26 protein-coding genes, 1 tRNA gene and 1 pseudogene are annotated in these 25,843 nt (G+C 72.7%); 13 read left to right on the top strand and 15 right to left on the bottom strand.

Features of this window, described 5'->3' with window-relative positions:
• Window positions 1-50: 50 nt before the first annotated feature.
• From ABZ565_RS00885 to ABZ565_RS00865, 5 genes are all read left to right on the top strand, one after another.
• On the top strand, window positions 51-1,094 hold the full coding sequence (locus ABZ565_RS00885; RefSeq protein WP_361018661.1) for a peptidoglycan-binding domain-containing protein: 1,044 nt from the start codon (window positions 51-53) through the stop codon (window positions 1,092-1,094).
• Between the two features lie 175 nt (window positions 1,095-1,269).
• Window positions 1,270-1,932, top strand: coding sequence for an HAD-IA family hydrolase (locus ABZ565_RS00880; RefSeq protein WP_361018658.1), 663 nt, complete (start codon window positions 1,270-1,272; stop codon window positions 1,930-1,932).
• Between the two features lie 378 nt (window positions 1,933-2,310).
• Window positions 2,311-2,955, top strand: coding sequence for an HNH endonuclease family protein (locus ABZ565_RS00875; protein ID WP_361018655.1), 645 nt, complete (start codon window positions 2,311-2,313; stop codon window positions 2,953-2,955).
• Between the two features lie 469 nt (window positions 2,956-3,424).
• Complete coding sequence (locus ABZ565_RS00870; RefSeq protein WP_361018652.1) at window positions 3,425-3,883, top strand: DoxX family protein; 459 nt, start codon at window positions 3,425-3,427, stop codon at window positions 3,881-3,883.
• Window positions 3,884-4,120: 237 nt separating this feature from the next.
• The gene (locus ABZ565_RS00865) at window positions 4,121-4,780 is read left to right on the top strand and encodes a VTT domain-containing protein (protein ID WP_361018649.1); all 660 of its coding nucleotides are present in this window, start codon (window positions 4,121-4,123) and stop codon (window positions 4,778-4,780) included.
• Here ABZ565_RS00865 and ABZ565_RS00860 read toward each other — a convergent pair.
• The 3 genes from ABZ565_RS00860 to ABZ565_RS00850 form a co-directional block, all read right to left on the bottom strand.
• Window positions 4,767-4,991, bottom strand: coding sequence for a DUF2277 domain-containing protein (locus ABZ565_RS00860; protein ID WP_073965355.1), 225 nt, complete (start codon window positions 4,989-4,991; stop codon window positions 4,767-4,769). The two genes, ABZ565_RS00865 and ABZ565_RS00860, sit on opposite strands and share 14 nt — an antisense overlap.
• Before the next feature lie 66 nt (window positions 4,992-5,057).
• Window positions 5,058-5,498 (bottom strand): hypothetical protein, encoded by a 441-nt coding sequence (locus ABZ565_RS00855; protein WP_361018646.1) that lies wholly within the window; start codon window positions 5,496-5,498, stop codon window positions 5,058-5,060.
• Window positions 5,499-5,562: 64 nt separating this feature from the next.
• Complete coding sequence (locus ABZ565_RS00850) at window positions 5,563-7,029, bottom strand: MFS transporter (RefSeq protein WP_361018643.1); 1,467 nt, start codon at window positions 7,027-7,029, stop codon at window positions 5,563-5,565.
• Window positions 7,030-7,120: 91 nt separating this feature from the next.
• On the opposite strand from ABZ565_RS00850, the gene ABZ565_RS00845 reads away from it, so the two are divergent.
• Entirely contained in the window at window positions 7,121-8,077 is a 957-nt protein-coding gene (locus tag ABZ565_RS00845; RefSeq protein ID WP_361018640.1) for a LysR family transcriptional regulator, read from the top strand.
• Window positions 8,078-8,270: 193 nt separating this feature from the next.
• On the top strand, window positions 8,271-9,560 hold the full coding sequence (locus ABZ565_RS00840) for an MFS transporter (protein ID WP_361018637.1): 1,290 nt from the start codon (window positions 8,271-8,273) through the stop codon (window positions 9,558-9,560).
• 59 nt (window positions 9,561-9,619) lie between these two features.
• Here ABZ565_RS00840 and ABZ565_RS00835 read toward each other — a convergent pair whose 3' ends face one another.
• Entirely contained in the window at window positions 9,620-11,248 is a 1,629-nt protein-coding gene (locus ABZ565_RS00835) for an IS200/IS605 family accessory protein TnpB-related protein (RefSeq protein ID WP_361019268.1), read from the bottom strand.
• Between the two features lie 127 nt (window positions 11,249-11,375).
• On the opposite strand from ABZ565_RS00835, the pseudogene ABZ565_RS00830 reads away from it, so the two are divergent.
• Window positions 11,376-11,728 (top strand): annotated as a pseudogene (locus ABZ565_RS00830) (PadR family transcriptional regulator).
• Between the two features lie 214 nt (window positions 11,729-11,942).
• Here the strand turns inward: ABZ565_RS00830 and ABZ565_RS00825 are convergent.
• Genes ABZ565_RS00825 through ABZ565_RS00815 form a run of 3 tightly spaced genes read right to left on the bottom strand, consistent with a single transcriptional unit; the run spans window position 11,943 to window position 13,773 of the window.
• Window positions 11,943-13,187 (bottom strand): MFS transporter, encoded by a 1,245-nt coding sequence (locus ABZ565_RS00825; protein ID WP_361018634.1) that lies wholly within the window; start codon window positions 13,185-13,187, stop codon window positions 11,943-11,945.
• A 53-nt stretch (window positions 13,188-13,240) separates the two neighbouring features.
• Window positions 13,241-13,426 carry a hypothetical protein gene (locus ABZ565_RS00820; RefSeq protein WP_143615837.1) on the bottom strand — a complete coding sequence of 62 codons (186 nt, stop codon included), beginning with the start codon at window positions 13,424-13,426 and terminating at the stop codon, window positions 13,241-13,243.
• On the bottom strand, window positions 13,423-13,773 hold the full coding sequence (locus tag ABZ565_RS00815; protein ID WP_361018630.1) for a putative quinol monooxygenase: 351 nt from the start codon (window positions 13,771-13,773) through the stop codon (window positions 13,423-13,425). Before ABZ565_RS00815 ends, ABZ565_RS00820 begins: the two co-directional genes overlap by 4 nt.
• Window positions 13,774-13,847: 74 nt before the next feature.
• Between ABZ565_RS00815 and ABZ565_RS00810 the strand changes: the two genes are divergently transcribed.
• Window positions 13,848-14,222: a MerR family transcriptional regulator gene (locus ABZ565_RS00810; RefSeq protein WP_361018627.1), complete on the top strand. Its 375-nt coding sequence runs from the start codon at window positions 13,848-13,850 to the stop codon at window positions 14,220-14,222.
• 17 nt (window positions 14,223-14,239) lie between these two features.
• Here ABZ565_RS00810 and ABZ565_RS00805 read toward each other — a convergent pair whose 3' ends face one another.
• From ABZ565_RS00805 to ABZ565_RS00795, 3 genes are all read right to left on the bottom strand, one after another.
• Window positions 14,240-14,752: a GNAT family N-acetyltransferase gene (locus ABZ565_RS00805; protein WP_361018624.1), complete on the bottom strand. Its 513-nt coding sequence runs from the start codon at window positions 14,750-14,752 to the stop codon at window positions 14,240-14,242.
• A gap of 167 nt (window positions 14,753-14,919) precedes the next feature.
• Complete coding sequence (locus ABZ565_RS00800) at window positions 14,920-15,312, bottom strand: DUF6578 domain-containing protein (RefSeq protein WP_361018621.1); 393 nt, start codon at window positions 15,310-15,312, stop codon at window positions 14,920-14,922.
• Window positions 15,313-15,340: 28 nt separating this feature from the next.
• Entirely contained in the window at window positions 15,341-16,300 is a 960-nt protein-coding gene (locus ABZ565_RS00795) for a threonine/serine dehydratase (protein WP_361019265.1), read from the bottom strand.
• 245 nt (window positions 16,301-16,545) lie between these two features.
• Between ABZ565_RS00795 and ABZ565_RS00790 the strand changes: the two genes are divergently transcribed.
• Complete coding sequence (locus ABZ565_RS00790) at window positions 16,546-17,316, top strand: aminoglycoside phosphotransferase family protein (protein ID WP_361018618.1); 771 nt, start codon at window positions 16,546-16,548, stop codon at window positions 17,314-17,316.
• Between the two features lie 192 nt (window positions 17,317-17,508).
• Here ABZ565_RS00790 and ABZ565_RS00785 read toward each other — a convergent pair.
• A tRNA-Val gene (locus ABZ565_RS00785) sits at window positions 17,509-17,580 on the bottom strand.
• 174 nt (window positions 17,581-17,754) lie between these two features.
• On the opposite strand from ABZ565_RS00785, the gene ABZ565_RS00780 reads away from it, so the two are divergent.
• The 3 genes from ABZ565_RS00780 to ABZ565_RS00770 all read left to right on the top strand — a co-directional run bounded on the left by ABZ565_RS00780 (window position 17,755) and on the right by ABZ565_RS00770 (window position 20,510).
• Window positions 17,755-18,522: a DUF4097 family beta strand repeat-containing protein gene (locus ABZ565_RS00780; protein WP_361018615.1), complete on the top strand. Its 768-nt coding sequence runs from the start codon at window positions 17,755-17,757 to the stop codon at window positions 18,520-18,522.
• A gap of 107 nt (window positions 18,523-18,629) precedes the next feature.
• A complete protein-coding gene (locus ABZ565_RS00775) occupies window positions 18,630-20,108 on the top strand; it encodes a hypothetical protein (protein ID WP_361018612.1) in 1,479 nt (492 codons plus the stop codon).
• Window positions 20,109-20,276: 168 nt separating this feature from the next.
• The gene (locus ABZ565_RS00770) at window positions 20,277-20,510 is read left to right on the top strand and encodes a zinc ribbon domain-containing protein (RefSeq protein ID WP_361018609.1); all 234 of its coding nucleotides are present in this window, start codon (window positions 20,277-20,279) and stop codon (window positions 20,508-20,510) included.
• A gap of 109 nt (window positions 20,511-20,619) precedes the next feature.
• On the opposite strand, the gene ABZ565_RS00765 is transcribed toward ABZ565_RS00770, so the two are convergent.
• The 4 genes from ABZ565_RS00765 to ABZ565_RS00750 all read right to left on the bottom strand — a co-directional run bounded on the left by ABZ565_RS00765 (window position 20,620) and on the right by ABZ565_RS00750 (window position 25,838).
• On the bottom strand, window positions 20,620-21,279 hold the full coding sequence (locus ABZ565_RS00765; RefSeq protein ID WP_265544537.1) for an O-methyltransferase: 660 nt from the start codon (window positions 21,277-21,279) through the stop codon (window positions 20,620-20,622).
• A gap of 28 nt (window positions 21,280-21,307) precedes the next feature.
• On the bottom strand, window positions 21,308-22,135 hold the full coding sequence (locus ABZ565_RS00760; RefSeq protein ID WP_361018604.1) for an HAD family hydrolase: 828 nt from the start codon (window positions 22,133-22,135) through the stop codon (window positions 21,308-21,310).
• The gene (locus tag ABZ565_RS00755) at window positions 22,132-24,567 is read right to left on the bottom strand and encodes a phosphoribosyltransferase (protein WP_361018601.1); all 2,436 of its coding nucleotides are present in this window, start codon (window positions 24,565-24,567) and stop codon (window positions 22,132-22,134) included. Before ABZ565_RS00755 ends, ABZ565_RS00760 begins: the two co-directional genes overlap by 4 nt.
• Window positions 24,568-24,674: 107 nt before the next feature.
• Window positions 24,675-25,838 (bottom strand): HpcH/HpaI aldolase/citrate lyase family protein, encoded by a 1,164-nt coding sequence (locus ABZ565_RS00750; RefSeq protein WP_361018598.1) that lies wholly within the window; start codon window positions 25,836-25,838, stop codon window positions 24,675-24,677.
• Between the last annotated feature and the right edge of the window lie 5 nt (window positions 25,839-25,843).

The following is a 25,843-nucleotide window of genomic DNA, read 5'->3' as shown; positions in this document are numbered from 1 at the left end:
TCGGCGGCGGGCTGCATAATCGCAGGCAGTTCAAGGGGAGGGGACCCACGATGGCCGGACATATATGCCCGGAGTGCGGTACGGAGAGCAGACCGGGCACCGCTCCGGGCTGTGCCTGCGCGGGCCGGAACACCGGTACGCGGGGTTACGCCACCGATCCGGAGCGGGCCGCCGAACAGCAGCGCATCGCCGATGAGCACCACGCCGGCCGGTCCGCCGAGATGGCCGCGGCGGAGGACTTCGACCCGCTGCGCATCCGCCCGTACGTGACCCTGGGCGGCGACACCGCGACGGCGCCCACGACACCCCCGCCCGCCGCCCCGCAGGTCTACGGCCCCGAGGGCGACGCCGCGACCACGATGCCGCTGTTCCTCGGCCCTGCGGGCGCCGCGCCGGATGCCGAGGGGCCCGACACCGCCCTCCTCCTCACCGGCCGGGACCCGGTGGCGCCGCGCCGCCGCAAGCCGTTCGCCGCGGTGATCGCGGGGGCGGCCGTGGTCGCGGTGGTCGGCACGGCGGCCTTCGTCGGCGGGCTGTTCAACGGGGACGGCGACGGGGAGGCCGACCTGGACCAGGCCCTTCCGTCCACGGTGACCAGCCTCCCCGAGGAGAGCGGCGAGCCCGCGCCCTCCGCCTCGTCCTCCGCCTCCGCCTCACCCAGCCGGTCCGCCTCCCCCGCCTCGTCCGCATCGGCCTCCGCGTCGCCCTCCGCCTCCGCTTCCGCCTCCGCCTCCCCCTCCCGCTCCGCCACCGCGTCCTCCTCGGCCCCCGGCGCGGACGCCGCGGCGTCCCCGTCGGCCACCGCGAGCAGCAGCGGCCCGGCCGAGGGCGTGGCCCCGCCCCCCGAGGCGCCGGACGACGCGGGAACCCTGCGGCGGGGCGACCGGGGCGCGGAGGTCGCGGAGCTCCAGAACCGGCTCCGGGAGGTCTGGGTGTACAACGGCCCGGTCGACTCGGACTACGGGGACCGCACGGAGAAGGCCGTGAGCGACCTCCAGACCTGGTGGAGCATCGAGGGCGACCCGGACGGCGTCTACGGCCCGAACACGCGGAGCCGCCTGGAGGCGGTGACGACGGGGCGCGGGCGCCACTGACGGGGCACGCCCGCGGGAGGGGAGTCCCCGGATTCGCGTTTGCGACCCCGTTTTTGTATCGTGGAGAAACAAAGTGGCCCCCGCGCGCACACCCTGACCGGCGGGCGGGGGCCGCTTGATCTCCCGCGCCGCTCACCCCCGCGGTGTTCGCTTCCCCCCGCTCTGGAGCCCGCCCATGCCGGCCACCGCCCTCACCGCCAAAGCACTGCTGCTCGACATGGACGGCACCCTGGTGAACTCCGACGCCGTCGTGGAGCGCTGCTGGCGGCGCTGGGCGCTGCGGAACGGGCTGGACCCGGAAGAGGCCCTGAAGGTGGTCCACGGCCGGCAGGGCTACGCCACGATGGCGGTCCTGCTCCCGGAGCGCCCGATGGAGCAGAACTACGCGGACAACAAGGTGATGCTCGCCGAGGAGACCGCCGACACCGACGGCGTCGTCGCCATCGGCGGCGCCCCCGCCTTCATGGACGCCATCGCCGCCCTGCCGCACGCCCTGGTCACCTCGGCCGACCTCGCGCTGGCGACGGCCCGGATGGGCGCCGCCGGACTGCGGATGCCGGACCTCCGCGTCACCGCCGAGAGCGTCGGGGCCAGCAAGCCGGACCCGGAGGGCTTCCTCAAGGGCGCGGCGGCACTGGGCTTCGCCCCGGCGGACTGCGTGGTCTTCGAGGACTCCGAGGCGGGCATCGCGGCGGGCCGGGCGGCCGGCATGCGCGTGGTGGGGGTCGGCCCGCGCGCGGGGGCCCACACGCCGGACGCCCACGTGGCCGACCTGACGCAGCTGCGCGTCGAGGCGGCGGCGGACGGCACGATCACGCTGCACGTCGAGGCGCGGTAGTCTCCCGGCAGGGCGCCCGACGCCCCGCTCACCGCCCGCGCCGGAACCGCCCGCGCCCGCCCCGGGGCCGCTGATCCCCCGTCAAACACCAGCACCACGAACCTCCGTACGGCCCTCGCCCACCCCGGGCGGGGGCCGTACTCATGCGCTCCCGCGCAGGTCACAGGTCCCGGTGCCGCGCCGGACCGGCTCACCGCGCCCGCGCGCACGGATCCGCGCGCCCCCGCACCACGAGCCCTTTTGTCAGATCCCTTGATGTGACGTGCCCATGTCGCCACCCTGTTACCTGGCGCCCACCCCACGGAAACCAGGCGCCGCCACGATGGCCGGGCCGTTCATGACAACCCGTCCACATCCCCCCACATCAAGGGAGTTCGCATGTCAGGTGTCTACGCGCGTCGCATAGCCGTCCTCGCCGCCTCCGCCGCACTCGCCGCCACCACCGGCCTGCTCACCGCACCGAGCGCCCAGGCCGCCATGCCCACCCCGGTCTCCGCGTCCACCGCCCGCACCTATCTGAGCGAGCTGACGGTGAAGGCGGAGGGCTCCTCCAGCGGGTACAGCCGGGACAAGTTCCCGCACTGGATCACCCAGTCGGGAGCCTGCAACACCCGTGAGGTCGTCCTGAAGCGGGACGGCACCAACGTCTCCCAGGACTCCAGCTGCGCGGCGACGAGCGGCAGTTGGTACTCGGAGTACGACGGCGCCACCTGGACCGTCGCGTCCGACCTGGACATCGACCACATGGTGCCGCTCGCCGAGGCGTGGCGCTCGGGCGCGTCCAGCTGGACCACCGCCCAACGGCAGGCGTACGCCAACGACTTGACCCGCCCGCAGCTGATCGCGGTCACGGACAACGTCAACCAGTCCAAGGGCGACCAGGACCCTGCTTCCTGGATGCCGCCGCGCGCCGCGTACAAATGCACCTATGTACGCGCCTGGGTCCACGTGAAGCACTACTACAAGCTGTCCGTCGACTCGGCCGAGAAGTCGGCCCTGCAGTCCGCGCTCAGCGGCTGCTGAGCCGAGGAACACCCGACCGAAACCCCAACCCCGGTGGCCTCACCGGTCGTTGCCCGTACGACGGGCCGGCCGGCGGGGCCACCGACGTGTTTTCGGCCTACTACGGCTGTCCATGACAAGCCGTTCGACGGAGCGCGGCGGGCCGGCGGGCCGACCGGCCGCCAACGGGGCGCGAGTGCCCCGTATCCCCGGTGGGACTCCGGTGAAAGCCGGGGGTGCCGTGGTGGGAGCGCCAAGCGAGGGAACCGGACGCCCATGGCCGGAAAGCTGCGCCGCCATTGGTTCAGGCCAAGCAACGGAACGTTACTGCCCAGTTCGGGGCGGTATTGGCACACCGACCGGCTCACAACAGCCCATCGAAATTCAGCCAGTCGACAAAACGTTGAACTTGCAAGTATTGGTGAGGTCTACCTAATCTTTTGCGCCCAGTCGGTTCACGTCCCCACCAGACCGAAGGAGCCCTCCCCACATGACCCCACACCTCCACCGGGCGCAGCCCTATGCCCTCGCGCTCTTCCGCATCGTCGTCGGCGGACTCTTCGCCTGCCACGGCGCGGCCTCGGTCTTCGGCGTCCTCGGCGGCGCCCACGGCGGCGGCTCCATAGCCGCCGGCACCTGGCCGGGCTGGTACGCGGCGGTGATCCAGCTCGTCGGCGGCACCCTCGTGGCCCTGGGCCTCGGCACCCGCCTCGCCGCCCTGATCTCGTCCGGCTCCATGGCCTACGCCTACTTCACGGTCCACCAGTCCCACGCCCTCTTCCCCATCCAGAACGGCGGCGAACCGTCGGCCGTCTACTGCTGGGTCTTCCTGCTCCTCGTCTTCACCGGCCCCGGCGCCTTCGCGCTGGACAGCCTCCTCACGACCCGGGCCCCGGACCGCCGGGACCAGGACCGCACCCCGGAACAGAGCTCCCCGGTCGCCGTCTGACCCCTCTCCCCGCTCCACCGGGCCCGCCGACCGACCGGGCCCCGCACACCCTTCGCGTACCGCCGGGAAACCGCTCCCCGGCGGTACGCGCTCCAGCCGCTCTCGACCGGGGTGCCCAACATCACGCATATATAGGGATCACCGGGTGAACGGCAGGCGTACGCTGTACAGCTGACCCTGCCGCTCCTGCCGCTCCCCTGCGACGTCGCGGCGTTGTTGACGATCGGGGAGTAGAAGGTGCTCGAGAGTGTGGGTGCGCTGACCGGCAGCCCATGGATCTATGTCGCGGTCGCCCTCTCCGTGCTGCTGGACGTCTTCCTCCCCGTACTGCCCAGCGGTGTGCTGGTGATCACCGCCGCCACGGCCGCGGCGGCCGGCACCACCGGTGTCGCCGCCGACGCGGCGGGCGCCGCCCGCCAGGTGGCCGAGGTCCCCTCTCTGCTGGCCCTCGTCCTGTGCGCCGCCACCGCCTCGGTGCTCGGCGACTTCGCCGCGTACCGGCTGGCCCGGCACGGCGGCGAGCGCCTCGACCGGGCCATCGCCCGCTCCCGCCGCCTGACCTCCGCACAGGAACGCCTCGGCGCCGCCCTGAGCCGGGGCGGCGGCATCCTCGTCGTCATCGCGCGCTTCGCCCCGGCCGGGCGCTCGGTCGTCTCGCTCGGCGCGGGCGCCGCGCACCGCAAGGCGAAGGAATTCCTGCCCTGGTCGGCCGTCGCGGGCGTGGCCTGGGCCGGCTACAGCGTGGGCCTCGGCTACTTCGGCGCCCAGTATCTGGGCGCGAGCTGGCTGGGCACGGCCGTCTCGGTCCTCGCCCTGTTCCTCGCGGGCTCCTTCGCCGCGCTGCTCATGCGGCGCCCGGCCGCCGCCGCGGCCGCCGCGCCTCCTATGGCGTCCTGACACCACCCCGTATCTCCAGGCCGTCGAGCAGCCGGGCGGTCGCCTCGGCGATCTCGTCCACGGCACGGTCGAAGACCTCCCTGTTGTGCGCGGCCGGGGCGCGGAAGCCCGACACCTTGCGGACGAACTGCAGGGCGGCGGCGCGGATGTCGTCCTCGGTGGCCTCTTCGGGCAGGACGGGCGGTCGGAGCGTCTTGATACTGCGGCACATGTCTCCAGTGTGACCCGCGCCACTGACAACGGCACAGAACCCGCGGAACCTGCCCGGGGCGGCCGGTCAGATGACCGGCTTCCGTGCCGTGCACAGGGCCCAGATGACGAAGGTGTCGATGGCGAGGGAGACCACGGCCCAGACCGGCTGGTAGGGCAGCCACATGAAGTTGGCGATCATGTTGAGCGCCGCGAGCCCCACACCGGCGCCGCGCGCCCAGGCGGAGCCCCTGAGGATGCCCCAGCCGACGACGGCGATGAGGATGCCGAGGATGAGGTGGATCCAGCCCCAGGCCGTCACGTTGAACTTGAAGACGTAGTCGTTGATCCGTGCGTAGACGTCGTCCGACGCGATCCCGGCGATGCCCTTGATCGCGTCGAGCACGCCGTCCACCAGCAGCAGCACACCGGCGAACATGACCCCGCCGGACGCCCAGGGATTCTCGTCCCCCGCGCGCGGCGGGGTGGGCGAGGAGGGGGTGCCCGGCGGGGGCGCGGTCTGTGCCATGAGGTCTCCAGGGCCGGTGGAACGTGCGGGTCAGACCGACCTTGCGCCGCCCTTCCCGGCAGGGCTACATGGAAGCACCCGTACGGGTGACGCCCCGGGTCTCCGCCCCGTCCCCGGTCCCCGCCGCACCGCGCCGCCGCCCCGACGTCCCCAGGACCACGAACACCGTGGCGACGAGGAGCACCACCGCCACGACCCGCAGCCCGTCGGACATGGCCGGGGCGAAGGCGGCGGCACGGGCGGCACCGGTGCGGCCCGTGCCGGTACCGGAGGCCAGCACGGTGCCCACGACGGCGACACCGAACGCCGCCCCGATCTCGCGCGCCGCCGTGTTGAGCCCGGAGCCGAGGCCGCTGCGGTGCGCGGGCAGCCCGACGATCACGGCCGAGGTCAGCGCGGGCGCGCAGAGCCCCGTACCGGCGGAGATCACGAGCAGGTACACGGCGTACAGGGCGTACGGGGTGCCACCGTCGGCGGTGGAGACGAGGAGCAGGCCCAGGCCGATGACCGTGAGCCCGCCGCCCGCCACGGGCCGGATGCCGTACCGGTCCTGCCAGCGCGCCCCGAACTTCGGCATGACGGCCATCCCGACGGTGAGCGGCACGATCGCCACCCCGGCGAGACCGACCGGGAAGCCCTTCACGTACTGGAGGTACTGGGAGTTGACGTAGAACAGCGCGAACAGCCCGAAGAAGGCCGTGGCGATGCCCAGGGTCCCGGCGCGCACCACCGGCGAGGCGAAGATGCGGGGGTCGAGCAGCGGCCGTGCGGCGCGCAGCCCGTGGACGGTGAAGACGGTGAGCAGTACGGCTCCGAGGCCGAAGGCGGTCAGCACCCGCGCCGATCCCCAGCCCTGCGGAGGGCCCTCGATGATCCCGTACACCAGGGCGGTGAGGGCGGCGACGAGCAGCAGCGAGCCGACCGGCTCGGGGGCGGCGTCGGAGCGCTCGGGACTGCGGGGCGAGAGGCGGGCGACGGCGAGGGCGAGCAGCGCGGCGAGCGGCACCATCGCCCAGAACAGGGAGCGCCAGGTGGAGAACTGGCCGGCGAGGCCGCCGCCGACGTTGCCCGCGAGGCCGCCCAGGCCTGCCGCGAGCGTCCAGGCCGCCAGCGCCTGGGACCTGCGGGCGGGCGGGGTGAGGGTGATCAGGAGGGACATGGTCGCGGGCATGATCAGCGCGGCCCCGGCCCCGCACACCCCGCGTCCGGCGATGAGGACGGCGGGAACGGTGGCCAGCGCACTGGTGGCGGCGCCCGCGGCGAAGAGGCCGAGTCCGGCGAGGAGGGCGCCCTTGCGTCCGAAGCGGTCACCGAGCGCACCGGCGGGGATCAGCAGCCCGGCGAAGACGATGACGTACGCGTCGACCGACCACAGGAGTTCGCCGGCGGACGGGTGCAGGGCGGAGGAGGCGAGCTGGGGGATGAGCAGGTTGACGGCGGCGACCATGCCCTGCGCGACGAGCACACAGGCGCAGAGGGCGTACTGCGCGGCGGGGGTCAGGCGCGGGACCTTCTGGGCATGCGGGGACAACGCTCCTCCTCGGAGCCGTGGTGGGTGGGATGTGCTGTCCACCGTAGAGTTGACGCGACTTGCTTTCCAATGCATCTTCGACAAGGGATGTATGCGCGTGACGCAATCCAGCCTTGACCTCAATCTTCTGGTCGCCCTGGACGTTCTCCTGGACGAGTGCAGCGTCTCCGGCGCCGCCGCCCGGCTGCATCTGTCCGAGCCCGCGATGAGCCGCACCCTCGGCCGCATCCGCAAGGCGCTCGGCGATCCGGTGCTGGTGCGCGCCGGGCGCGCGATGGTGCCCACCCCGCACGCCCTGGCCATCCACGGCGAGGTGCGCGCGGTCGTGGAGCGGGCGCGCGGGGTGTTCCTGTCGGGCGGCAAGGTGGATCTGCGCGCCCTGTCGCGGACCTTCACGGTGCTGGCCCAGGACACCCTGGCGGCGATCTCCGGCCCGGCGCTGTTCACCCGGGTGGCCCGGGAGGCACCGGGCGTGCGGCTCCGCTTCCTGATGGAGAGCCACGTGGACGGGGCGTTCCTGCGCGAGGGCGCCGCCGATCTGGAGGTGGGGGTGATCGACACGCGTTCCCCGGAGGTCCGCCGGGAACACCTCTACGCGGACCGGATGATGGGCGTCGTGCGGCCCGGCCACCCGCTCCTGGACGGGGAGATCACCCCGGCCCGGTTCGCCGCCGCCGACCATCTGACGGTGTCCCGGCGTGGCCGGACGACGGGCCCGGTGGACACCGCGCTCGCCGAACTCGGCCTGACCAGGCGGGTCGTGGCCAGCGTGGGCACCCTGCCGTCATCCCTGTTCATCCTGCTCAGCAGCGACCTGGTCGGGCTCACGCCCCTGCGGACGCGACCGCTGACGGAACCCCTGGGTCTGCGGACGTTCGAGATCCCCTTCCCGCTGCCGCCGCTCGTCTTCGGCATGGCCTGGCACCCGCGCCACGACGCGGACCCGGCACACGCCTGGCTGCGGGAGTGCTTCCGGCAGCTGGCCCGCGAGGAGGCGCCGGACGGCGGTGCCGGAAATCCGCTGTTCCCCCTCACGCCGGGCGGTTAACCTCCCCTCACCCGACGAGTTCGAGGAGGGGAAGTTGCCCGGTAGCCCGCGCACGCGCTGACGTCGTAGAACGACCCGTCATCGCGTGCTGCCTCCGAGCGCGGCACAGCGAGCCTTTCCCGCCGGACCGCCGGCGCACACTTCTGTGCGCGGTGGCGGCGGAGCCTTGCCGTCCGCAGCTCAAGGGGCCTCCGTGCATCCCGTTTCCCGTACCCCCTCCCCCGCACTCCGGCGGGATTCCGGTTTCCTGCGCCTGTGGGCCGGGCAGACCGCCTCCCAGTTCGGCGAGCAGGCGCTCCTGGTCGTCCTGCCGCTCGTCGCCGTCGTCTCGCTGCACGCCGACGCGGGCGCGCTCGGCCTGCTGCGCGCGGTGGAGCAGGCGCCGATCCTGCTGCTGTCGCTGTTCGCGGGCGCGTGGGCGGACCGCCGCCGCACCCGCACGGTGATGGTGGCGGCGGACCTCGGCCGGGCACTGGCCCTGGCGGCGGTGCCCCTGGCGTACCTCCTCGGCGTCCTGGGGCTGCCCGTCCTGCTCGTGGTGGCCGCCCTGCTCGGGGTGGGGAGCGTGTTCTTCGACGTGGCGTACCAGGCGTCGCTGGTGCGGCTGGTGGACCGCGAACTGTTGATGCGGGGCAACAGTGCGCTGGAGGGCAGCAGGTCGGCGGCGCGGATCGGCGGCCCGGCGCTCGGCGGGGCGCTGATGTCGGTGTTCTCGCCGCTGCTCGCGGTCGCCACCGGTGCGTGCTTCTTCGTGCTGTCCGCCGTGTCGATCGGCCGCATCCGCCGCCCGGAACGCGTGCCCGCGCCCGCCGGGGCCCCCGCGCCGGTCCTGCGGCGGATCCACGAGGGGCTCCGCTTCGTGGCCCGGCACCCGGCACTGCGTGCGGTGGGGCTGGCGTCGGGCCTGTTCCAGTTCTCGCTCGCCGCGCTGATGACGGTCTATCTACTGTTCCTGCCGCGTGAACTGGGCCTGTCCGGCGCCGAGGTGGGCCTGGCACTCGCGGCGACGGGTCCGGGGGCGGTGCTGGGGTCGCTCCTCGCGGTGAGGCTGCCGGAACGGCTGGGGTACGGCGTGGTGCTGGTGGGCTCGGCGGTCCTGGCGGACGGCGTGATGCTCGGCGTACCGGCGCTGCACGGCTCCGGGCCCCTGGTCCTGCCCGCGCTGATGGCCGTCAACCTCGTCTTCGGTACGTTCGGTCAGCTGGTCAACGTCACGGTGATGTCCGTACGGCAGGCGGTCACCCCGGTCCGCATCCAGGCACGGGTGGTGGCGACGATCAACTTCGCGGGGATGGGCCTCACCCCCTTCGGCTCCCTGCTCGGCGGCTTCCTGGCCGGTACCTGGGGCCTGCGCCCGAGCCTGCTGGTCACGGCGGTCGCGCTCGCCCTCTCCCCGCTGTTCATGGCCCTCTCCCCCCTGGCCCACCTGGGCAAAGTCCTTCCCGTCGCAGCTCAGGGCGGCCCGTCATATGCCGGTGAGTGACCCATGCCTCGCGTCCGATAAGGACATGAGCGAACGCGCGATGCAGGAACCGACCGTTCCTATTCAGTGAGCAGGAGTGGGTCTTGGACCCACACCCTGGCACTGCGGACATCCCGAACGGTTTTGGGTGTCCTGGTTGCCCGCGTTCTCGCCGCGTCCGGTGGCACGGATCGTGTCCGTGGTCCGGGGATGCGGGGGCGGGTTTCCTCACGCCCTAGGGCACCTGGTGCGGCCTGGACGGTCCGATGCCCCGCACGATCGCTCCGGTCGTGTGAGGGCGGTGTCGTCCGACGCCGGATCGGGTGTCCGAGGGCGCGTCGCCCGATCGCGATACCGGCGGCATCGTGACGGGACATCTTCCGGCGGGGCGTGGTCAGCGGCTTCTGCCAGTGCTGAGCACCCCACTGTGAGGTGGAGGCGGGGTCGACCGCGATGATTGCCAAGCCCTGTTCCGCGGCCATGGAGACGAGGCGGGCCTTGAGCTTGCCGGTGGGCATGCCCGAGATCAGCTGCCGGAAACGCTTCCTGCGTCCGTGCTTCTCCCGGGTCTTCTCCGCGCTGAAGTCGAGATCCTCGATGGCGATCGCGGTGACGCCGGTCCTGCGGGCCCAGTGCAGGAGGCGGGTGAGGGCGTGGCGGACCTGCGCGTCACGGTGTGCGGCCGTTCCGGACAGGTCGTACGGGAAGCGGTGGGGTTCGCCGACGGGGTTGCCGTGGGGGTCGAGGCGGTAGGCGGCGAAGTGGTCGGCGTTGGTGTCCACCCCGATCACACCCCCGGCCCTCGCCGCATCCAACGGGATTGTCCGCACGATCGGTCGTTGCCAGGACGCGGTCAGGTACCAGCGTCTTCGGCCGGTGTCGTAGTGGATGCGGTAGGCGACAGCACGGTTGCCTTCGACTCGGTCGGCCCACTCCCCACCCCGGTGCGCGAAGGCCACCGACGAGGTGACTGTATAGCGGCCGTGCGCGCTGTTGGCCAAGTGGGCCAGAGGGGCGGGGAGCTTGATACTGACCCGGCCGTCCGGAGTGACGCGGATGGTTTCGTTCCCGTACCGCTTCCCCGACTCGCCGTCCGCCGCCAGGAACCACCGCTCCGCCTCCCACCGCTGTCGCCACTCTCCCTCGCTCAGTCCGGCCTCGGCCAGGTGATGGCGGGTGTTCAACAGGCGCTTCCCGCCGCGCACCACCCGCACCCGCCCCGCCCGCCAGTCCGCGACAGCGGCAGCGAGCCGGTCCTCCAAGGCTTTGAGACGGCGGGACTTGTGAAACCACTCACCCCTGGACCGGTAACCGCCCGCCGCGCGCTTCGTGCCCTTCACCCCGACAGGGAGCGACAGGCGGTGCCGCAGGGTCCTGATCCCAGCCTCCAGCGAACGGATATGCGCGGCCAGGCACCGCCTCGCCAGTGCCCACTGATCATGCGACGCCTTCGTGATCGCCCCAGCGATCCGCGACGACGACACCCCGGTCAACCCACGCTTACGCGAAGCCCACGACTCAGCACTGTGGCCCAGACCGTCCGCACACCGGGCCTTCAGATCACGCGACGCCAGCCCGCCCTGATACGCGCCGACGGCCCGCAACACCCGCTCGTCCTCGGCCGTGAGGTGCTTGAGGCGGTCCCGCACCGCCACCCCGGACGGTCCGGGCACCACGAACGACGCCGCCACCTCCCTCACCGCGCCCATCACCACACCCCCCACCGGCCCAGCCCGTCACCCAGCACAACGAGCAACCACCCACCAGGTCACCCATTCGATCCCAGAACCCACATCCTCATGCCATCCACCCGCACCAACCTGCTCACTCCCATGCATGACGACTCACTCATGCGCACTCTGCCCACAGCAGTTCAGAACCCTCCTCCTCCTGACCGCCCTGGCGGACGAGCCCCGGCACGGTTACGCCATCGCGCGCGAGGTCGAGACGATCTCCGGCGGCCGGGTGAAGATCCGCACCGGCACGCTGTGCGGGGCGCTGCAGGGCTGCTGAACGAGGGCCTGATCGAGGGGCACACGGAGGAGGTCGTGGACAGCCGGCTCCGCCGCACCTGCACGCTCACCGCGACCGGCAGGGAGACCCTGGCCGCCGAGGCCCGCCGGATCGCCGCCACCGCGCGCGAGGCGACCCGGCGCCTGGGTGTCGCCGGGAAGCCGGCCACCGCGTGAGCACGCCGCTGCTGCGGCTCTACCCGGCCGGCTACCGCCGCGCGTTCGGGGCGGAGGTCGCGGAGGCGTACGGGAGGCGACCGAAGGCGCGGGCCGGACCCCCGACTGCGGTAGGCGGGCGACATCGCGGCGCAGGCACTGCGGATGCGGATGGGCCCGGGACGCCTTGTTGATCGGGACCAACCAACGACTCTTCATTCCGCCCGGAAGTGCCTCACGCCCGCCTGATCCGGCGCACATCGCGTACGCAGGCGTTGGCCACCCCGGCGGCGAGGATGACAACTGAGCACACCAGGAGGATGCGCCCGCTGGACCAGTACGCGGACACGGACGCGACGACGAGGTAGCCGAGCGGGATGGCGACCTGCTCCCCCAGGGAGTTGAAGGCGTTGAGACGCCCCAACTCCTCGTCCGGCACCTGCTGTTGCATGGCGGTGGACCAGGCGACGATGGCCACGTCCATCCCCGCACCGGCGACGGCGGCCGCCCCCAGCACCCAGGGCAGCGCCAGCCCGAGCCCCATCGCGGCCAACGGCAGGAAGAGCCCGGAACTCGTCACCACGGCGACCAGCACGAGCCGCTGCGGCTTCCACAGCAGACAGACGAACGTCCCCGCCAGCAGCCCGGCCGCGAACGCCCCCTGGACCAGCCCCCAGGAACCGGCGCCCGAGTAGCTACGGTCGGCCACGAGCGGCCCCAGCAACTGGTACCCGGCCAGCCAGGCGGCCACGACCGCCGTACCGGACAGCGTGAAACTCCACAACCAGGCCCGGGACCTGAACCCGGCCCATCCGACACGCAGATCGGCCACCAGCCCCGCGCCCGGCCCTCCGGCGGACACCGTCCCCGCGAGCCGCAGCCCCGCCAGCAGGAGCGCGGCCACGACGAAGGTCACGGCATCCCACCCGAGCGCCCAGGCGGGCCCGGTCAGGGCGACGACGAACCCGCCGACGACGGGACCGACGACCTTGACCGCGTTCCTGGGCACCCGGACCAGCGCGTTGGCCTCCTGGAGCCGCTCCGGCGGCACGAGCCGGGGCACGACCCCCTGGGCCGCCGGTGCGGTGAACGCGGCCGCCGCCCCCGATGCACACGCACACAGACTGATCGCTGCGGTGGTCGCCGTCCCGGTCGCCACGAGTACGGCCACGACCGCCTGCGCGGCCCCCGCACCGAGGTTGCCGAGGAAGAGGATCCGGCTGCGCGAGACCCGGTCCGCCAGCACCCCGCCGACGAGCAGGAGGACCAGGGCCGGCACGGTGTTGGCGGTCAGCACGATCCCGAGCGACCACTCTCCCCCGCCCTGCCCGATCACGGCGAACGCCAGCGCCACGGGGGCCATCGCGGACCCGGTCGCGGAGACCAGATGGGCGAGCAGGAACCGCCGGAAGGCGGGCAGCCGCAGCGGTGAAGCGCCCCGGTCGTCGGTCGTCATCAGTCCAGCACGCGCGTCACCCATCCCGGCAGGGTAGGGCGGCACGACCGGAGGGGCACCCGGCTTCCGGACGCGTCCTACCGCCGCCCGTGGTCGGGGTCCGCGTCCAGGCCGGGCAGTTCCTCGTGCCCCTCCGAGTAGTGGTTGACCCACCCGCAGAGCGCACAGGCGTACCGCCCGGCCAGACCGTGCACCTCGGTGCCGCACCGCGCGCAGTCGGTGCGGGTGATCTCGGGAATCGTCGGTTCGGGCTCGCTGGTCACACCGGGACTGTACCGAGTGGAGCGCTCTCCGCGGAGTCCGCGTACGGACTGATCATGGTGTCGGCGTACACCTCGGGCGAACCCTCCAGGAACGCCGGCAGGTTGTCGAGGAAGGCGCGCAGCGCGGGCAGGGCGTTGTGCCGGTCCAGGTCTTCCCGCGAGCGCCAGACCTCGTACAGGAAGAACCGCCCGTCCTCCTGCTCATGGAGGTGGTACGCCAGGTTGCCGGGTTCCCTCCGGGTGGGCTCGACGAGGTCGGACAGCGTACGCCGGAGCTCATCGGCGTATTCCGGGCGCGGCCGCAGAAAGCCGTAAAGAGCAAGGGAGTTGGGGGTCTGGGTTGTCATGCCCCCAAGCTAGAATCTGACACCGATGTGAGGTTCAAGGGGCGGCGAGGCCGGGGGGGTGTGAGGTGCGCCACATGAAGATCGGCGATCTGGCCGCGGAGACCGACACCTCGGTCCGGCTGCTGCGGTATTACGAGGAACAGGGCCTCCTCGCCTCCCACCGCCTCGCCGGCGGCCACCGCCGCTACGACGCCGACGCCCCCACTGTGGTCCGCCGCATCCGCTCGCTGCTGGACGCGGGCCTGCCGACCCGCACCATCCGCGACCTGCTCCCGTGCGTACGCCAGGACGGCACGGTGGCCCTGTGCAAGCTGGACACCCTGGAACAGCACCTCCGAGGCCTGGACGACCGCATCACCGCACTCCAGGATACCCGCTCGGCCCTGGCGGACCTGGTCACGGCAGCCCGGGTGGAGAAGCGATACGCCCACACGTCCCCGACCACCTGACCGGCGGGGGCCCTCCCTCACGCACTCGGCGCCACGAAGCACAGGGCGTCGAAGTGCCGGCCGGCGAAGAAGTGCGTGACCTCACCGATCCGCTGCCACCCGAGCCGCTCGTACAGACGGATGGCAGCGGCGTCCTTGGTCAGAACCTCCAGCACCAACGGCAGCCCGTGCGCCCGGGCATACCCCTCCGCCGCGCCCATGAGCCGCGCACCGGCGGAAGCGCCACGCGCGTCCCGCCCCACGAAGAACCGGGCCAGCACCGCGACCTCCGCATCCCCGGCACCCCCGCTCTCCCGCCAGAGCCGCGCCACATCCTCACCGCGCTGGGCCTGGTTGACCGCGACATGCCCCACGACGCGCCCGTCGAGCTCGGCGACCCAGGCCGCGATCAGCCCCTCCGGCGACAACCACGCCTCGGGGTCCGCCACCCCTTCGACGGGATACCCGTCGGACTCATGCACACCGGCGAGCACGACAGCCGCCTCGCCCAGATCGGCGTCCTCGCGGGGACGAACCAGGACTTCGGACACGGGACATCCTCCACGGGCGCGGGCACGATTGTCGGACCAGCCTGCCATCCTGCCCCGGTGACCGGGGACACGGGCCGACTTCCGGACGCTGACAGCCACCTTGAGCACCGGAGCCACCTACCGGGGGGCGGCACCTCGGTGGCCCAGCCCACGAGCAACCGCGTCCTTCACCGATCGACGACCCGCCTGGCCGCCACCAGATACCCGGCAAAGCTCACATCCGGCCTGGGCTCGGCCCACCCGTCCGCCGCCTCGACCGGAACCAGCACGGTCGTGCCCGGAACGGGGCAGTTCACCCGGTCCGTCGCGCCGGGAGGCACCCCGTAACGGCAGTGCACCTCCACGACGGAGGCCACCTCCAACGGGACCGGCTGGACCCCCTCCTCCCGGCCGTGATGCTCCTCGCGGAAGTCGATCCCCTCCGCGCGCTCCCCGCCGACGAGGTCGAAGTAATCCTCGGGATCGACCTCCATCAACGCCCACGACACGACGTCCCCGGGCGCGAAGGGCTCCCCGCAGCACTGCATCTGCCAGTCATCGACCCAAATCGTCAACGTCATTCGCCCATGGTGCGCCGTTCGGTCCGGGTCAGCGCAGCCCGAACCGTTCGGCCCAGGCGGCCACATCGGCCGTGGTCGCGTTGCCGCCGCAGACGACCAGGCCGAGCCTGGCACTGTCACCGACGCGCTCCAGCACCTGCCGTGCCGCGGGCAGCAGGCATCCGGCGGCGGGCTCGGCCCAGACCTTCGCATGGTCGGCCAGGTCGAGGGTCCCCTGCACGGCCTCGGCATCGGTCACGGTGAGGACGTCGGTGACCAAGGCAGAGACGTGTTCGTACGTGAGCGGCGAGGCGCTCGGGGCGCTCAACGTCGAGACGACGGAGGACAGTTCGACCGCTACGGGCCCTCCTCGGGTCAGGGCTTCCGACATGGCCCGCGCACCTTCGGTCTCCACGCCCCAGACCCGTACCCCCGGACGACGCGCGTGCAGCGCGGCCGCGACACCGGAGATCAATCCCCCGCCACCGATGCTGACGAGTACGTCGGTGAGCTCGCCGGCGTCCTCCGCGAGTTCCAGGCCGACGGTGCCCTGCCCGGCGATGACGACCCGGTCGTCGAAGGGATGGACCAACGTGAGCCCCGACTCCTGGAGTTCCCCCACCAGGGCAAAGGCCCCGTCCATGGTGTCGGCGACGATGACCCTCGCTCCGGACGCCTCGGCGATGTCCACGGCGCGGCCGGGTGCGGACCGCGGCATGACGACGGTCGCCTTGATGTCCAGCACCCCGGCCATGACCGCGACCGCGATGCCGTGATTGCCGCCGCTCACCGCGACGACTCCAGCGGCCCGCTCGGCCTCGCTGAGCGCGAGCAGCTTGGCCGTCGCACCGCGCGCCTTGAAGGAACCGGTGCGCTGGAGCAGTTCCAGCTTCGTGGTGACCGGCGCACCAAGGAACGCGGAGAGCCCGGGGCTCGGCACGGTCGGCGTCCGCACGACATGCGCGGCAATCCGCTCGGCCTCGGCTTCCACATCCGCGACGGTGATCAGCACGTTCCCCTCCAGGTGTTGCCTGAGCTGCGGCGACCGATCAGTAGGTCGACAGGAGCAACTTATCGACAGGCAGCCCGCACCTCACCGCGTGGGCCCGCCGCCGTGCGAGGGCCAGGCTTCTCCTGCACGTGGGACCAGCGGGAGCCAGGTGGCACCTTGGGGGCGGAGAGCAGCCACCTGGCCGCCATCGTCGCTGAGGTAATCGAGGTGACGCGTGTCCGACGGCTGGGTAGCGTGACCGGGTGGCCGGCGAGGAAGTGTTGCAGGACGGTGCCCATCGTCGGGTGGTACGGATCGGCGACACCGTCCGTAGGCCCGCACAGCCCTGGACGCCCACCGTCCACGCGTTGCTGCGGCACCTGGAGAGTGTGGGGTTTGCCTATGCGCCCCGACCGCTGGGAATCGACGACGAGGGTCGCGAGGTCCTTAGCTACATCGACGGTGACTCCGGAGCGTCGGGATGGGCCAAGGTCGTGGACGACCGGGGCCTGAGCGATTTCGCCCGTCTTCTGCGCGACTACCACGATGCCTGCGAGGGCTTTTCACCTCCGCCGGGCGCGACCTGGTCCACGGACGCAAGTGCCTCCGGGGACGACGAGGTTGTCTGCCATGGGGACTTCGGCCCCTGGAACGTCGTCTGGCAGGGCAACCGACCGGTGGGAATCATCGACTGGGACTTCGCTCGCCCGGCGCCACGCTTGCACGACGTGGCCTACGCGTTGGAGTACGTCGCCCCATTCCGCGACGACGCCGAGTGCCTGCGCTGGCTGCGCTACCCGGCGCCGCCCGACCGCCGTCTGCGGCTGGAGCGCTTCTGCGGTGCGTACGGTCTTGACTCGACCGTGGGGATCGTCGACGCCGTCATAGCCAGACAGCAGGACAATGCCGACCTCGTACGACGGCTGGCCGAGCAGGGGCACGAGCCCCAGGCCACGTGGGCCGCCGACGGGCTGCTGACCGAACTCGACCACAGGATCGCCTGGAGCAAGGCGCACCGACATCTGGTCGAGTAGCGGATTCGCCCGTCACCGACCGTACTTCTGGCCGTCGAGGTGCCGCCAAACTCTCTGCCGTCCCTCGGGACCTTCTCCCGATCGCCTCATCTCATCCCCGGGGCCTGTCCACTCCGGGCGCTCGTCGGCGACGGCAGCGCCGAACGCGCCGAAGGCTCCCAGCCGCTTGCGGCTGGGAGCCTTCGACACCGGTGGGCGCGGACGGTTTCGAACCGCCGACATCTGCTTTGTAAGAGCAGCGCTCTACCCCTGAGCTACGCACCCGTGGATGAAGGAACAGGTTACATGGCTCGCGGGGCATGTCGACAATCGGTTCGGGGTGGGGTTACGGGGGATAGCCCCACCCCGGAGACGGTAGCCGTCCGGATCGTCCGGGTGGGGCGGCGCTGCCTACCGTAGGGGCACATCGCAGCGCCGGCCCAGGGGGACCTGATCACCATGACCATCCGTAATCGCAGCGCGTTCGTGGCCGTCGGGGGCACCGTCCTGCTCGTCGCGGCGCTCACCGGGTGCGGGAGCACGGACGCGGAGGACGCGCCGGCCGAGCACAAGTCGTTCGCGTTCGGGGGCAAGGCGCTCACCATCGATGCGGAGAACTCCGTGGTGGACGTCGTTCCGGCCGACGTGGACGAGGTCCAGGTGACCCGGAGGGTCGACGGGTGGGTCGTCCTCGGGAGCGGGCCCGACCCCGTGTGGAAGCTGGAGGGGGACACGCTCACCCTCCACGTGAAGTGCGAGGCGATGATCAGCAACTGCGAGGCGCGGCACGAGGTGAAGGTGCCCCGCGGGATCGCGCTCACCGTGGACGCGGACAACGGGAAGGTCACCGCGTCCGAGTTCGCCACGCCGCTCAAGCTCTACTCCGACAACGGCGGCGTCGTCGTCCGGGATGTCAGCGGGCCCCTCGACCTGAAGAGCGACAACGGGTCCGTACGCGCCGAGCGCGTCTCCTCGCGGTCCGTGGTGGCGCGGTCGGACAACGGGTCCGTGGATCTCGATCTCAACCGCGTCCCGGATCTCGTGGACACCGTCAGCGACAACGGGCGCATCGCCATCGACCTGCCCGCCGGCACCACCTCGTACGCCGTTTCCGCGTCGGCCGAAAACGGGCACGTCGACGTGAAGGTACCGCGCAGTGACAGCAGCCGGCACGTGGTGAAGGCGCACAGCGACAACGGCGGGGTCGCCGTCCGGCACGCGAGCTGAGAATGGAGCACGGTCCCCGGCCCCCGGCGTGAACTAACCGGCACGTGTGTTCGTCCCTACTGGTGGGAGAATGTATCCGGCAGGGCGAAACGGCACGGGAGAGGCATGTGACGGCGACAGACGCGCAGCCGCAGGCAGGAGTCGCCGGAGCGGTCCGGGAGCGGAGTCGGCGTCGTGCGGTCGGGGCGGGTCCGCTTGACCGGTACGTTCCCGGTCCGCTTGACCGGTTCGTGCCCGGCCCGCGTGACCGGCAGGCCTCACGTACCACCGCCCTGCGCGACCTGTGCGTCCTCGTTCTCGCGCCCCTCCCCCTCCTCGCCGTCGCCCTCGCCGTCACCGGCGGCGGTACGCGGCGGTGGTTCGGCGGGCGTGGCGAGGGGCAGCGGGCCGAGGCGCAGGCGGCGAAGGACGCGGCCGCCGAGGCGTTCTACGAGCTGGACACCGCCCAGCGCGACCTCAAGATCTCCATCGAGACCATCACAGCGGTCGACAGTTCGCCGGCCGCCCGCAGAGCCGTGGACGACTTCGCCGCGCTCGGCCGGCGCATCGACGAGGCGAGCCACGCGTACATCACCGCCGTCGACGCCCATGACCTCGACCGCGACGATCTGGAACCGTCCGTCGCGTCCCGGGCCCGGGACGAGCTGACCTCGGCGAAGGAGCAGCTGGTACGGGTCAAGGGGGAGCTCGACCGGTTCGGCGCCGGGCTCGGGCCGCTCCTCGGGAGCGCCGAGACGCAGCTCGCCCGGCTCGCCCCCGCCGTCGAGCGCGCGCGGCAGGCGCTCCTCGGTGCGAGCAATGCTCTCGATGCGGTGCGGGCGTCCGGGCTGCGGGCGGACGACCTCGCCGCCCGGCTCGCTGCCCTCGCCCCCGAGCTGACCAAGCTCAACCAGGGCGCCGGACGCCACGGCGTGACCGAGACCCTGCAGCGGGCCGACCGCGTGCTGCGCGACGCGGAAGCCGTACGGGCCGAGGCCGAGAAGCTGCCCGAGCGCGCCGCCGAGATCGACCGCCGGCTGGTCACCCTGCGCACCCGCGCCCAGGCGCTGACCACCCGGTCCGCCTCCGTCGAGCCCGTCCTCAGCGAGCTGCGGCGCCGGTTCTCCGCCGCCTGCTGGCAGGACCTCCAGCCGGTCCCGGAGCAGGCCGCGGTCAATGTGCGCCGGGCCGAGGAGAAGCTGAAGGAGGCGTCGCAGGCCCGTGACGAGCAGCGCTGGGCCGACGCCACGTCCCGGCTGAGCACCGTGCGGGCCCTGCTCAACGCCACCGACGAGGCGGTGTCCGCCGCCGGTGACCGCCTGCGCCGGCTCGATGACGTCGCGAAGGACCCGCAGCAGGAGATCCAGCGCACCCGGTTCGCCATCCGCGACGCCCAGCGCCTCGCCATGGCCGGACGCCACACCCCCGAGCCGCGGCACGCCCGGCCGCTGGACGACGCGGTGGCCCGCCTGGACCAGGCGATCACGGCCCTGGAGAACCGCCACCCCGACTACTGGCACTTCCTCACCGTGACGGAGGGCCTGCGCCGGACCGCCGCGGACGTCGTCGCCGACATCCGCGAGGAACGCGGCGCGGGCAGCCACTGACGCCGTGCGGCGTCGGGGGGCGTGATGCCGGCGTGTCCCGCCAGGGGTGCGGTGCGCCCGCCGGGGGTGGACGGTGTCGCTCGTCCTGGACCGCATGAGGCCCGGCCCGACGGGCCCCGCCCGTCCCACCATGGACAGCCACGGGCCCGTCGCCGATAACCTGGTGTCATGCCTCGTTACGAGTACCGCTGCCGCTCCTGCGGAGACACCTTCGAGCTCAGCCGCCCCATGGCCGAGTCCTCCGCTCCCGCCTCCTGCCCCGCCGGGCACGAGGACACCGTGAAGCTGCTCTCCACCGTCGCCGTCGGCGGCACTGCGGGCGGCGGCTCCCGGCCCGCGCCCTCCGCCGGTGGCGGTGGCGGTGGCGGGGGCGGCTGCTGCGGCGGAGGCTGCTGCGGCTGACCCGGCGGCGCCCGGGACACCGGCAACACCGCGGCCCCGGCACCCTGGACGGCCGCACCCCGGCGCCCCGGACCGCCGCACCCCGGACCGCGACCGCCGCCCCGGGCGGCTACCGCTTGCGCGACAGCGTCAGCCCGTCCGACACCGTCAGCAGCACGCTGTCCATCCGCGCGTCCGCCGACACATGGTCGTTGAACTCCTGGATGGCCTTCGCCGCGCCCGTCGCGTCCGGGTCCGTCACGCGTCCGTGGAACAGCACGTTGTCCGTGGTGATGACCCCGCCCGGGCGCAGCCTCGGCACCAGTTCCTCCCAGTACGCGATGTAGTTGCCCTTGTCCGCGTCCAGGTAGGCGAAGTCGATGTGGGGTTCCTCCGGCATCGCGCGCAGGGTGTCCAGGGCGGGTGCGATGCGCAGGTCGATGCGGTCGGCGACGCCCGCCTTCTGCCACGCCTCGCGGCCGTACGCCGTCCACTCCTCCGACACGTCGCAGGCGATCAGCCGTCCGTCCGCCGGAAGGGCCTGGGCCATCGCGAGGGCGGAGAACCCGGTGAACGTGCCGACCTCCACGATGTGCCGGGCACCCGTCAGCCGGACGAGGAAGGCGAGCAGCGGGCCCTGCTCCTCGGCCGACTGCATGCCCGCGTGCTCGGGCAGCCGCGCGTAGGTCGTCTCGACGAGTTCGCGCTGCACGGCGTCCAGCGGCGGGTTGTGCGCCAGCATGTACGCGTACAGCTCATCGGTGATCTTGGTGGAGTTTCCCTTGGTCATCGCACAACTCTACGGTCGCGCGCGTGATTTACCGGGCTCCCGAGGCCCGCAGGAAGCGGCGCAGGATCTCCTCGCCCGCCGCCACGCCCCGTTCGGCGGTGGCCTCGATGTGGGCGGCGTTCCAGCCCGCGTCGGCGAGTTCGCCGTGGCCCGGGCGCCAGCCCTGGTCGGCGGCGAGCAGGAGGTCCGCGTCCAGCAGGGAGTCGCCGGCGGCGAGGGTGTGCGTGGCGCCGGTGCGCCGGGCGACCTCGCGCATGGCGGCGCTCTTCGTGAGCGGGCGCGGTACGGCGTAGATCTTCCGGCCCTGGAGCGATACGGTCCAGCCGCGCGGCTCCGCCCAGGCGGCGAGCTCCTTCGTCCAATCCGGGGGCAGTTCGGCGCGGTCGACCACGAGATACGCGAACAGGTCCTCGGCGACGCGCTCCTTCAGCAGCCACGCGGGGTCGGCGGTGGCGACGAGGTGGGCGCGGACTTCGGCGAGCGGGGCGCACTCGTCGGACAGGCGGCGGGCCACGGTCCGCTGCCAGTCCGGGTCGGACTCGCCCTTCACCAGGATGTGGCCGCCGTTGGCGCAGATCGCGAACTCGGCCGGGGCGCCCGGGAGCCGGATGCGGTGGTACTGCTCGCGGGTGCGGGTGGTCGTCGGGACGAACACCGTGGAGGCGGCGGAGGTCAGGTCGGCGAGCAGCCCGGCGGCGGTCTCGGTGACGTACGAGAGGGGCTTGTGGTTGTACACCTCGACGCACAGCAGCCGGGGCGCCCGCTCGTCCGCCATGGTGAGCTGGAGCGCGGCCGAGGAGTAGATGAGGGTGCGGTCGAGGTCGCTGGCGACGAGGGTGACCGGGGAGGCCGTCACGCGGACTCCACCGCCTTGCCGTCGGCGCCGGTCGCCCCGCGCGTGTACTTGGGGTGGATGAGCCCCACGCAGGTGTACGGGAGCGAGTCGACCTCCTCGACGGGTACGCCGCGCTGCTCGGCCAGGAGCCTGATGTGGTCCAGGTCCGGGCCGGCGCCGCGCCGGGCGAGGATCTTCCAGGGGACGCGGCGCAGCAGGACCCGGGTGGTCTCGCCGACGCCGGGCTTCACGAGGTTGACGTCGTGGATGCCGTACTCCTCGCTGATGCGCTCCACGGCCGCCCAGCCCTCCCAGGTGGGGGCCCGGTCGGCGGCCAGGAGCTCCTTCACCTCGGCGTCCACGGCGTCCGCGACCTCGTCGAAGCGTGCGGCGACCGTGTCGAGGAAGAGGCCGGACACATCGGCGCCGCTCAACTCGCGGTAGAACTTCGCGCCGTGGAAGTCATGGGGACCGACCAGGTCGGCGCGCAGGACCGTACGGGAAATGAGGCCGGAGACCGTGGAGTTGAGGCAGGCGGAGGGGATGAGGAAGTCCTCGCGGGTGCCGTACGTCCGCACGCAGCCGCCCGGGTCCGCGAGCACCGCGATCTCCGGGTTGAAGCCCGCCACTCCCCCGGCCTTCTCGAACTCGGCGACGGCGGCGGCCAGTTCGCGGGTGATCGCGCCCTTGCCGGTCCAGCCGTCCACGAAGACGACGTCGGCAGGGTCGTGATGCTCCGCGAGCCAGCGCAGCGCGTTGGCGTCGATGCCGCGTCCGCGCACGATGGAGACGGCGTAGTGCGGCAGGTCGATGCCCCGCCGCGCCCGGGCCCAGCGGCGCATCAGCACGCCGACCGGCGTACCGGCCCGGGCGAGAGAGACGAGGACGGGGCGCGGGCCGCGCTCGGCGAGGACGGTCTCGGTGACCGTGCCCACGGCGCGGGCGATCCGGGCGGCCGACAGTTCGAGGGCGCTCTTGAACAGTTCCTGGTACTCGGCGGACGGCTGGTACTCGACGGGGAGCGATTCCGCGTAGTGCGCGCCCCCGCTCTGTATCGCCTCCTCGCGCTCCTCCGTGGGCGCTTCGAGGCGGGTGTCCGAGAGGTCCTGGAGCAGCCAGCCGACCTCGTCCGGCGCGTACGAGGAGAACGCGGGGCCGCGAAGGGGCTCGGGCAGCTGCATGGGGGCTTCTTCCTGGCGTGCGGAGGCGAGCGCCCCCGGTACGTACGAGGGGATCACCGCGAGCAGGACCCGCGCGGTGTGCGGGGCGAGGCGGTCGAGCAGGCCGCCGGGGGCGTGCAGGGCCGGGGTGTCGGCGGCGGAGTCGACCACCAGGACGACGGCGTCGAAGCCGGCGCCGGCCACGTTGTAGGCGTAGCGCTCGCCCGGGCCGTCGGCCGGGTCGTCGTGGGCCGGGAAGACCAGCCGGGTGCGTATCGCGTAGCCCGGGTCGTCCACGGCGAGGACCGGGGAGCGGGTGGTCGTGGAGTAGCGGACCTCGGCGTCGGTGCGCTCCTCCAGGGCGGTGGCCAGGCGCAGCGGCGCGTACATCAGCTCCTCGAAGCCGAGGACGAGGACGCGGCGGGGCCCGTCGCCGAGCGCCCGCGCGACGCGGTCGGCCAGGGCGGGGAGAGCGGGCTCCAGGAGGGCTCGGTGGGCCTCGGCGAAGCCGTGCCGCCCGCCGTCGGGGACGCCGGCGGGCCAGGGGAGGTCGAGGCGCACGTGGGGGCGCGGGTGCGGGGGCCCGTCCTGAAGGTCTTCCGCTTCGGCCTCCCGCTCCGCGACCAGGGCCTGGCCCTTCTCCAGGACGCCGTCCGGGAGGGTGACCGTGCCGGTGTTGCGGGCCACCAGGTCGACGCGGGCGCCGATCTCGGCGGCGAACTCCGTGAGGCGGCCCCGGTCGGCCGGTGAGCGCATGTCGACCAGGGCGACGATGACGTACCGGTCGCGGGGGTAGCGCTCGTGGAGCGCGCGGATCGTGTTGAGGACGGTGTTGCCGGTGGAGAACTCGTCGTCCACCAGGACCAGCGCCGAGCCGCGCCCGTCCGCCGCCAGCAGCTCCGGGTCCTCGGGGAGCAGCAGGTGCGAGGTGGCGTGCGAGTGGGCCTCCTCGAAGCCGCCCGCCCGGGCCACGCCGGGCACGGGCCTGCGGGTCGAGTGGAGGTAGGGCGCCCGGCCGAGGCCGTCGGCGACCGAGTGGCCGAGGCCGGTGGCCGTCTCCGCGTAGCCGAGGACGACCGCCCGCCGCGCGCCGTCCTCGCCGAGGAGTGCCCGCACCCGGCGGCCCAGCTCGACGCCGGCTCCGTACACCACGGAGGGGCGCTGCGGCACATGCTTGCCGAGCACGTTGGAGACGAGCAGGTGTGCCCGCTTGGGGTTGCGCCGCAGGGCGAGGCCCAGCAGCTCGCGCAGCTCCCCGTCGCCCACCAGCTCGACGCCCAGTCGCTCCGCCACCCAGCTACCCGACCACACCACGTCCGTCGTCCCTCTTTCCCTCGCCTGTCGGACCCGGTGCCGTGCTCGGCGCCGGTGTCCCTCTCCGATCGTCCCGCCGGTCCCGCTCACTCCGCGAGGCAGGCCGCCAGCAGGTCCACGAAGCCGACGTCCGCCCGGGCCACGCCGAAGACCTTGGCGCGCAGCAGGGTGCGCTCGGCCCAGGCCCGGTGGGGTTTCACCTCGTTCATCTTGTTCGTGTACGCGGAGCGCAGCACCCCGCCGCCATTGCTCTCGGGCCGCAGGATGTCCTGGGCGTCGCTGAACTCTTCGTGGCTGACCACGGACAGCGCGTGCACGGGGGCGACGTGCGAGGGGTGGATGCAGGTCTTGCCGAGCAGCCCGTTGGCCCGGTCCAGTTCGATCTCGCGCAGCAGTCCGTCCAGGTCGTGCGCGATGAGCTCGGTGCGCAGCGCCTCGGCCCGGTTCTGCTGGAAGGGGCTGCTGCGCAGCTGTGGCTTGAACATGCGCTCCTGGCGGGGGAAGTACTCCCAGACGGGCCCGGTGACCGTGAAGCCCGTCCCGTCGGCCCGGCCGAGCACGTTGACGACGTCCGCGATGACGTGGGCGACGATGCCGACGTCGTACGCCGTCATGTCGGGGGAGCGCCGCAGTCCGTAGGCGGAGCAGAAGTCGGTGACGCCGAGGCGGAGCGCGAGGACCCGGTCGCGGTGTGCGGTGACGGTCTCGGCGATGCCCCGGAGGGTTTCGCGGCGGGTCTCCAGGTGAAGAAGCTCGGGCGATTCGAGCACGGGCATGGCGAAGAGCCGGCGGCCCGCGGCGGCCTCGGCCTTGGTCAGGGCCTCCATGAACGGGACCCCGCGGGCGCGCGTGAACTTGGGGAGCACGAAGCCGGACAGCAGCCGGCCGGAAGCGCCGAGGCGGCGCACCAGGTCGGTGATCTGGTCCGGTTCACGGACCCGGATGAACAGCAGCGGCGGCTCGGTGGAGCGCGCGTCCAGGTCGGCGAACTGCCTGACCAGGTTCTCCTCGGCCTCGACGACCTCGGAGTCGTCGATCGAGTCCTCCAGGCACAGCACCATCGAGACGACTCCGCGCCCGGCCAGCTTGACGATGTCGTCGGCGAGCCGGGGGCGGGTGGCGGGGCTGTAGAGCGTGGCGCCGAGGGCGGCGGAGAGGAGGGGGGCGGGCGAACCGGCGTCGAAGGCACAAGGTTCCTGGAAGAAGAGCCCGTCCTTCGCAGCAGCTGCAATATGCCCGAAATGACGCATGCAAT

Source organism: Streptomyces sp. NPDC016469 (assembly GCF_040632905.1).
Lineage (GTDB): Bacteria > Actinomycetota > Actinomycetes > Streptomycetales > Streptomycetaceae > Streptomyces.
This window is presented reverse-complemented; position numbering and strand designations above follow the sequence as displayed.

What these genes read in the sequence shown, in the direction of transcription:
- ABZ565_RS00885 (WP_361018661.1), top strand. Translation starts at nt 51, where the DNA reads ATGGCCGGACATATATGCCCGGAGTGCGGTACGGAGAGCAGACCGGGC.
- ABZ565_RS00810 (WP_361018627.1), top strand. Translation starts at nt 13,848, where the DNA reads ATGAAGATCGGCGATCTGGCCGCGGAGACCGACACCTCGGTCCGGCTG.
- ABZ565_RS00880 (WP_361018658.1), top strand. Translation starts at nt 1,270, where the DNA reads ATGCCGGCCACCGCCCTCACCGCCAAAGCACTGCTGCTCGACATGGAC.
- ABZ565_RS00870 (WP_361018652.1), top strand. Translation starts at nt 3,425, where the DNA reads ATGACCCCACACCTCCACCGGGCGCAGCCCTATGCCCTCGCGCTCTTC.
- ABZ565_RS00770 (WP_361018609.1), top strand. Translation starts at nt 20,277, where the DNA reads ATGCCTCGTTACGAGTACCGCTGCCGCTCCTGCGGAGACACCTTCGAG.
- ABZ565_RS00815 (WP_361018630.1), bottom strand. Translation starts at nt 13,773, where the DNA reads ATGACAACCCAGACCCCCAACTCCCTTGCTCTTTACGGCTTTCTGCGG.
- ABZ565_RS00860 (WP_073965355.1), bottom strand. Translation starts at nt 4,991, where the DNA reads ATGTGCCGCAGTATCAAGACGCTCCGACCGCCCGTCCTGCCCGAAGAG.
- ABZ565_RS00750 (WP_361018598.1), bottom strand. Translation starts at nt 25,838, where the DNA reads ATGCGTCATTTCGGGCATATTGCAGCTGCTGCGAAGGACGGGCTCTTC.
- ABZ565_RS00800 (WP_361018621.1), bottom strand. Translation starts at nt 15,312, where the DNA reads ATGACGTTGACGATTTGGGTCGATGACTGGCAGATGCAGTGCTGCGGG.
- ABZ565_RS00765 (WP_265544537.1), bottom strand. Translation starts at nt 21,279, where the DNA reads ATGACCAAGGGAAACTCCACCAAGATCACCGATGAGCTGTACGCGTAC.
- ABZ565_RS00835 (WP_361019268.1), bottom strand. Translation starts at nt 11,248, where the DNA reads ATGGGCGCGGTGAGGGAGGTGGCGGCGTCGTTCGTGGTGCCCGGACCG.
- ABZ565_RS00875 (WP_361018655.1), top strand. Translation starts at nt 2,311, where the DNA reads ATGTCAGGTGTCTACGCGCGTCGCATAGCCGTCCTCGCCGCCTCCGCC.
- ABZ565_RS00825 (WP_361018634.1), bottom strand. Translation starts at nt 13,187, where the DNA reads ATGGGTGACGCGCGTGCTGGACTGATGACGACCGACGACCGGGGCGCT.
- ABZ565_RS00845 (WP_361018640.1), top strand. Translation starts at nt 7,121, where the DNA reads ATGCGCGTGACGCAATCCAGCCTTGACCTCAATCTTCTGGTCGCCCTG.
- ABZ565_RS00855 (WP_361018646.1), bottom strand. Translation starts at nt 5,498, where the DNA reads ATGGCACAGACCGCGCCCCCGCCGGGCACCCCCTCCTCGCCCACCCCG.
- ABZ565_RS00780 (WP_361018615.1), top strand. Translation starts at nt 17,755, where the DNA reads ATGACCATCCGTAATCGCAGCGCGTTCGTGGCCGTCGGGGGCACCGTC.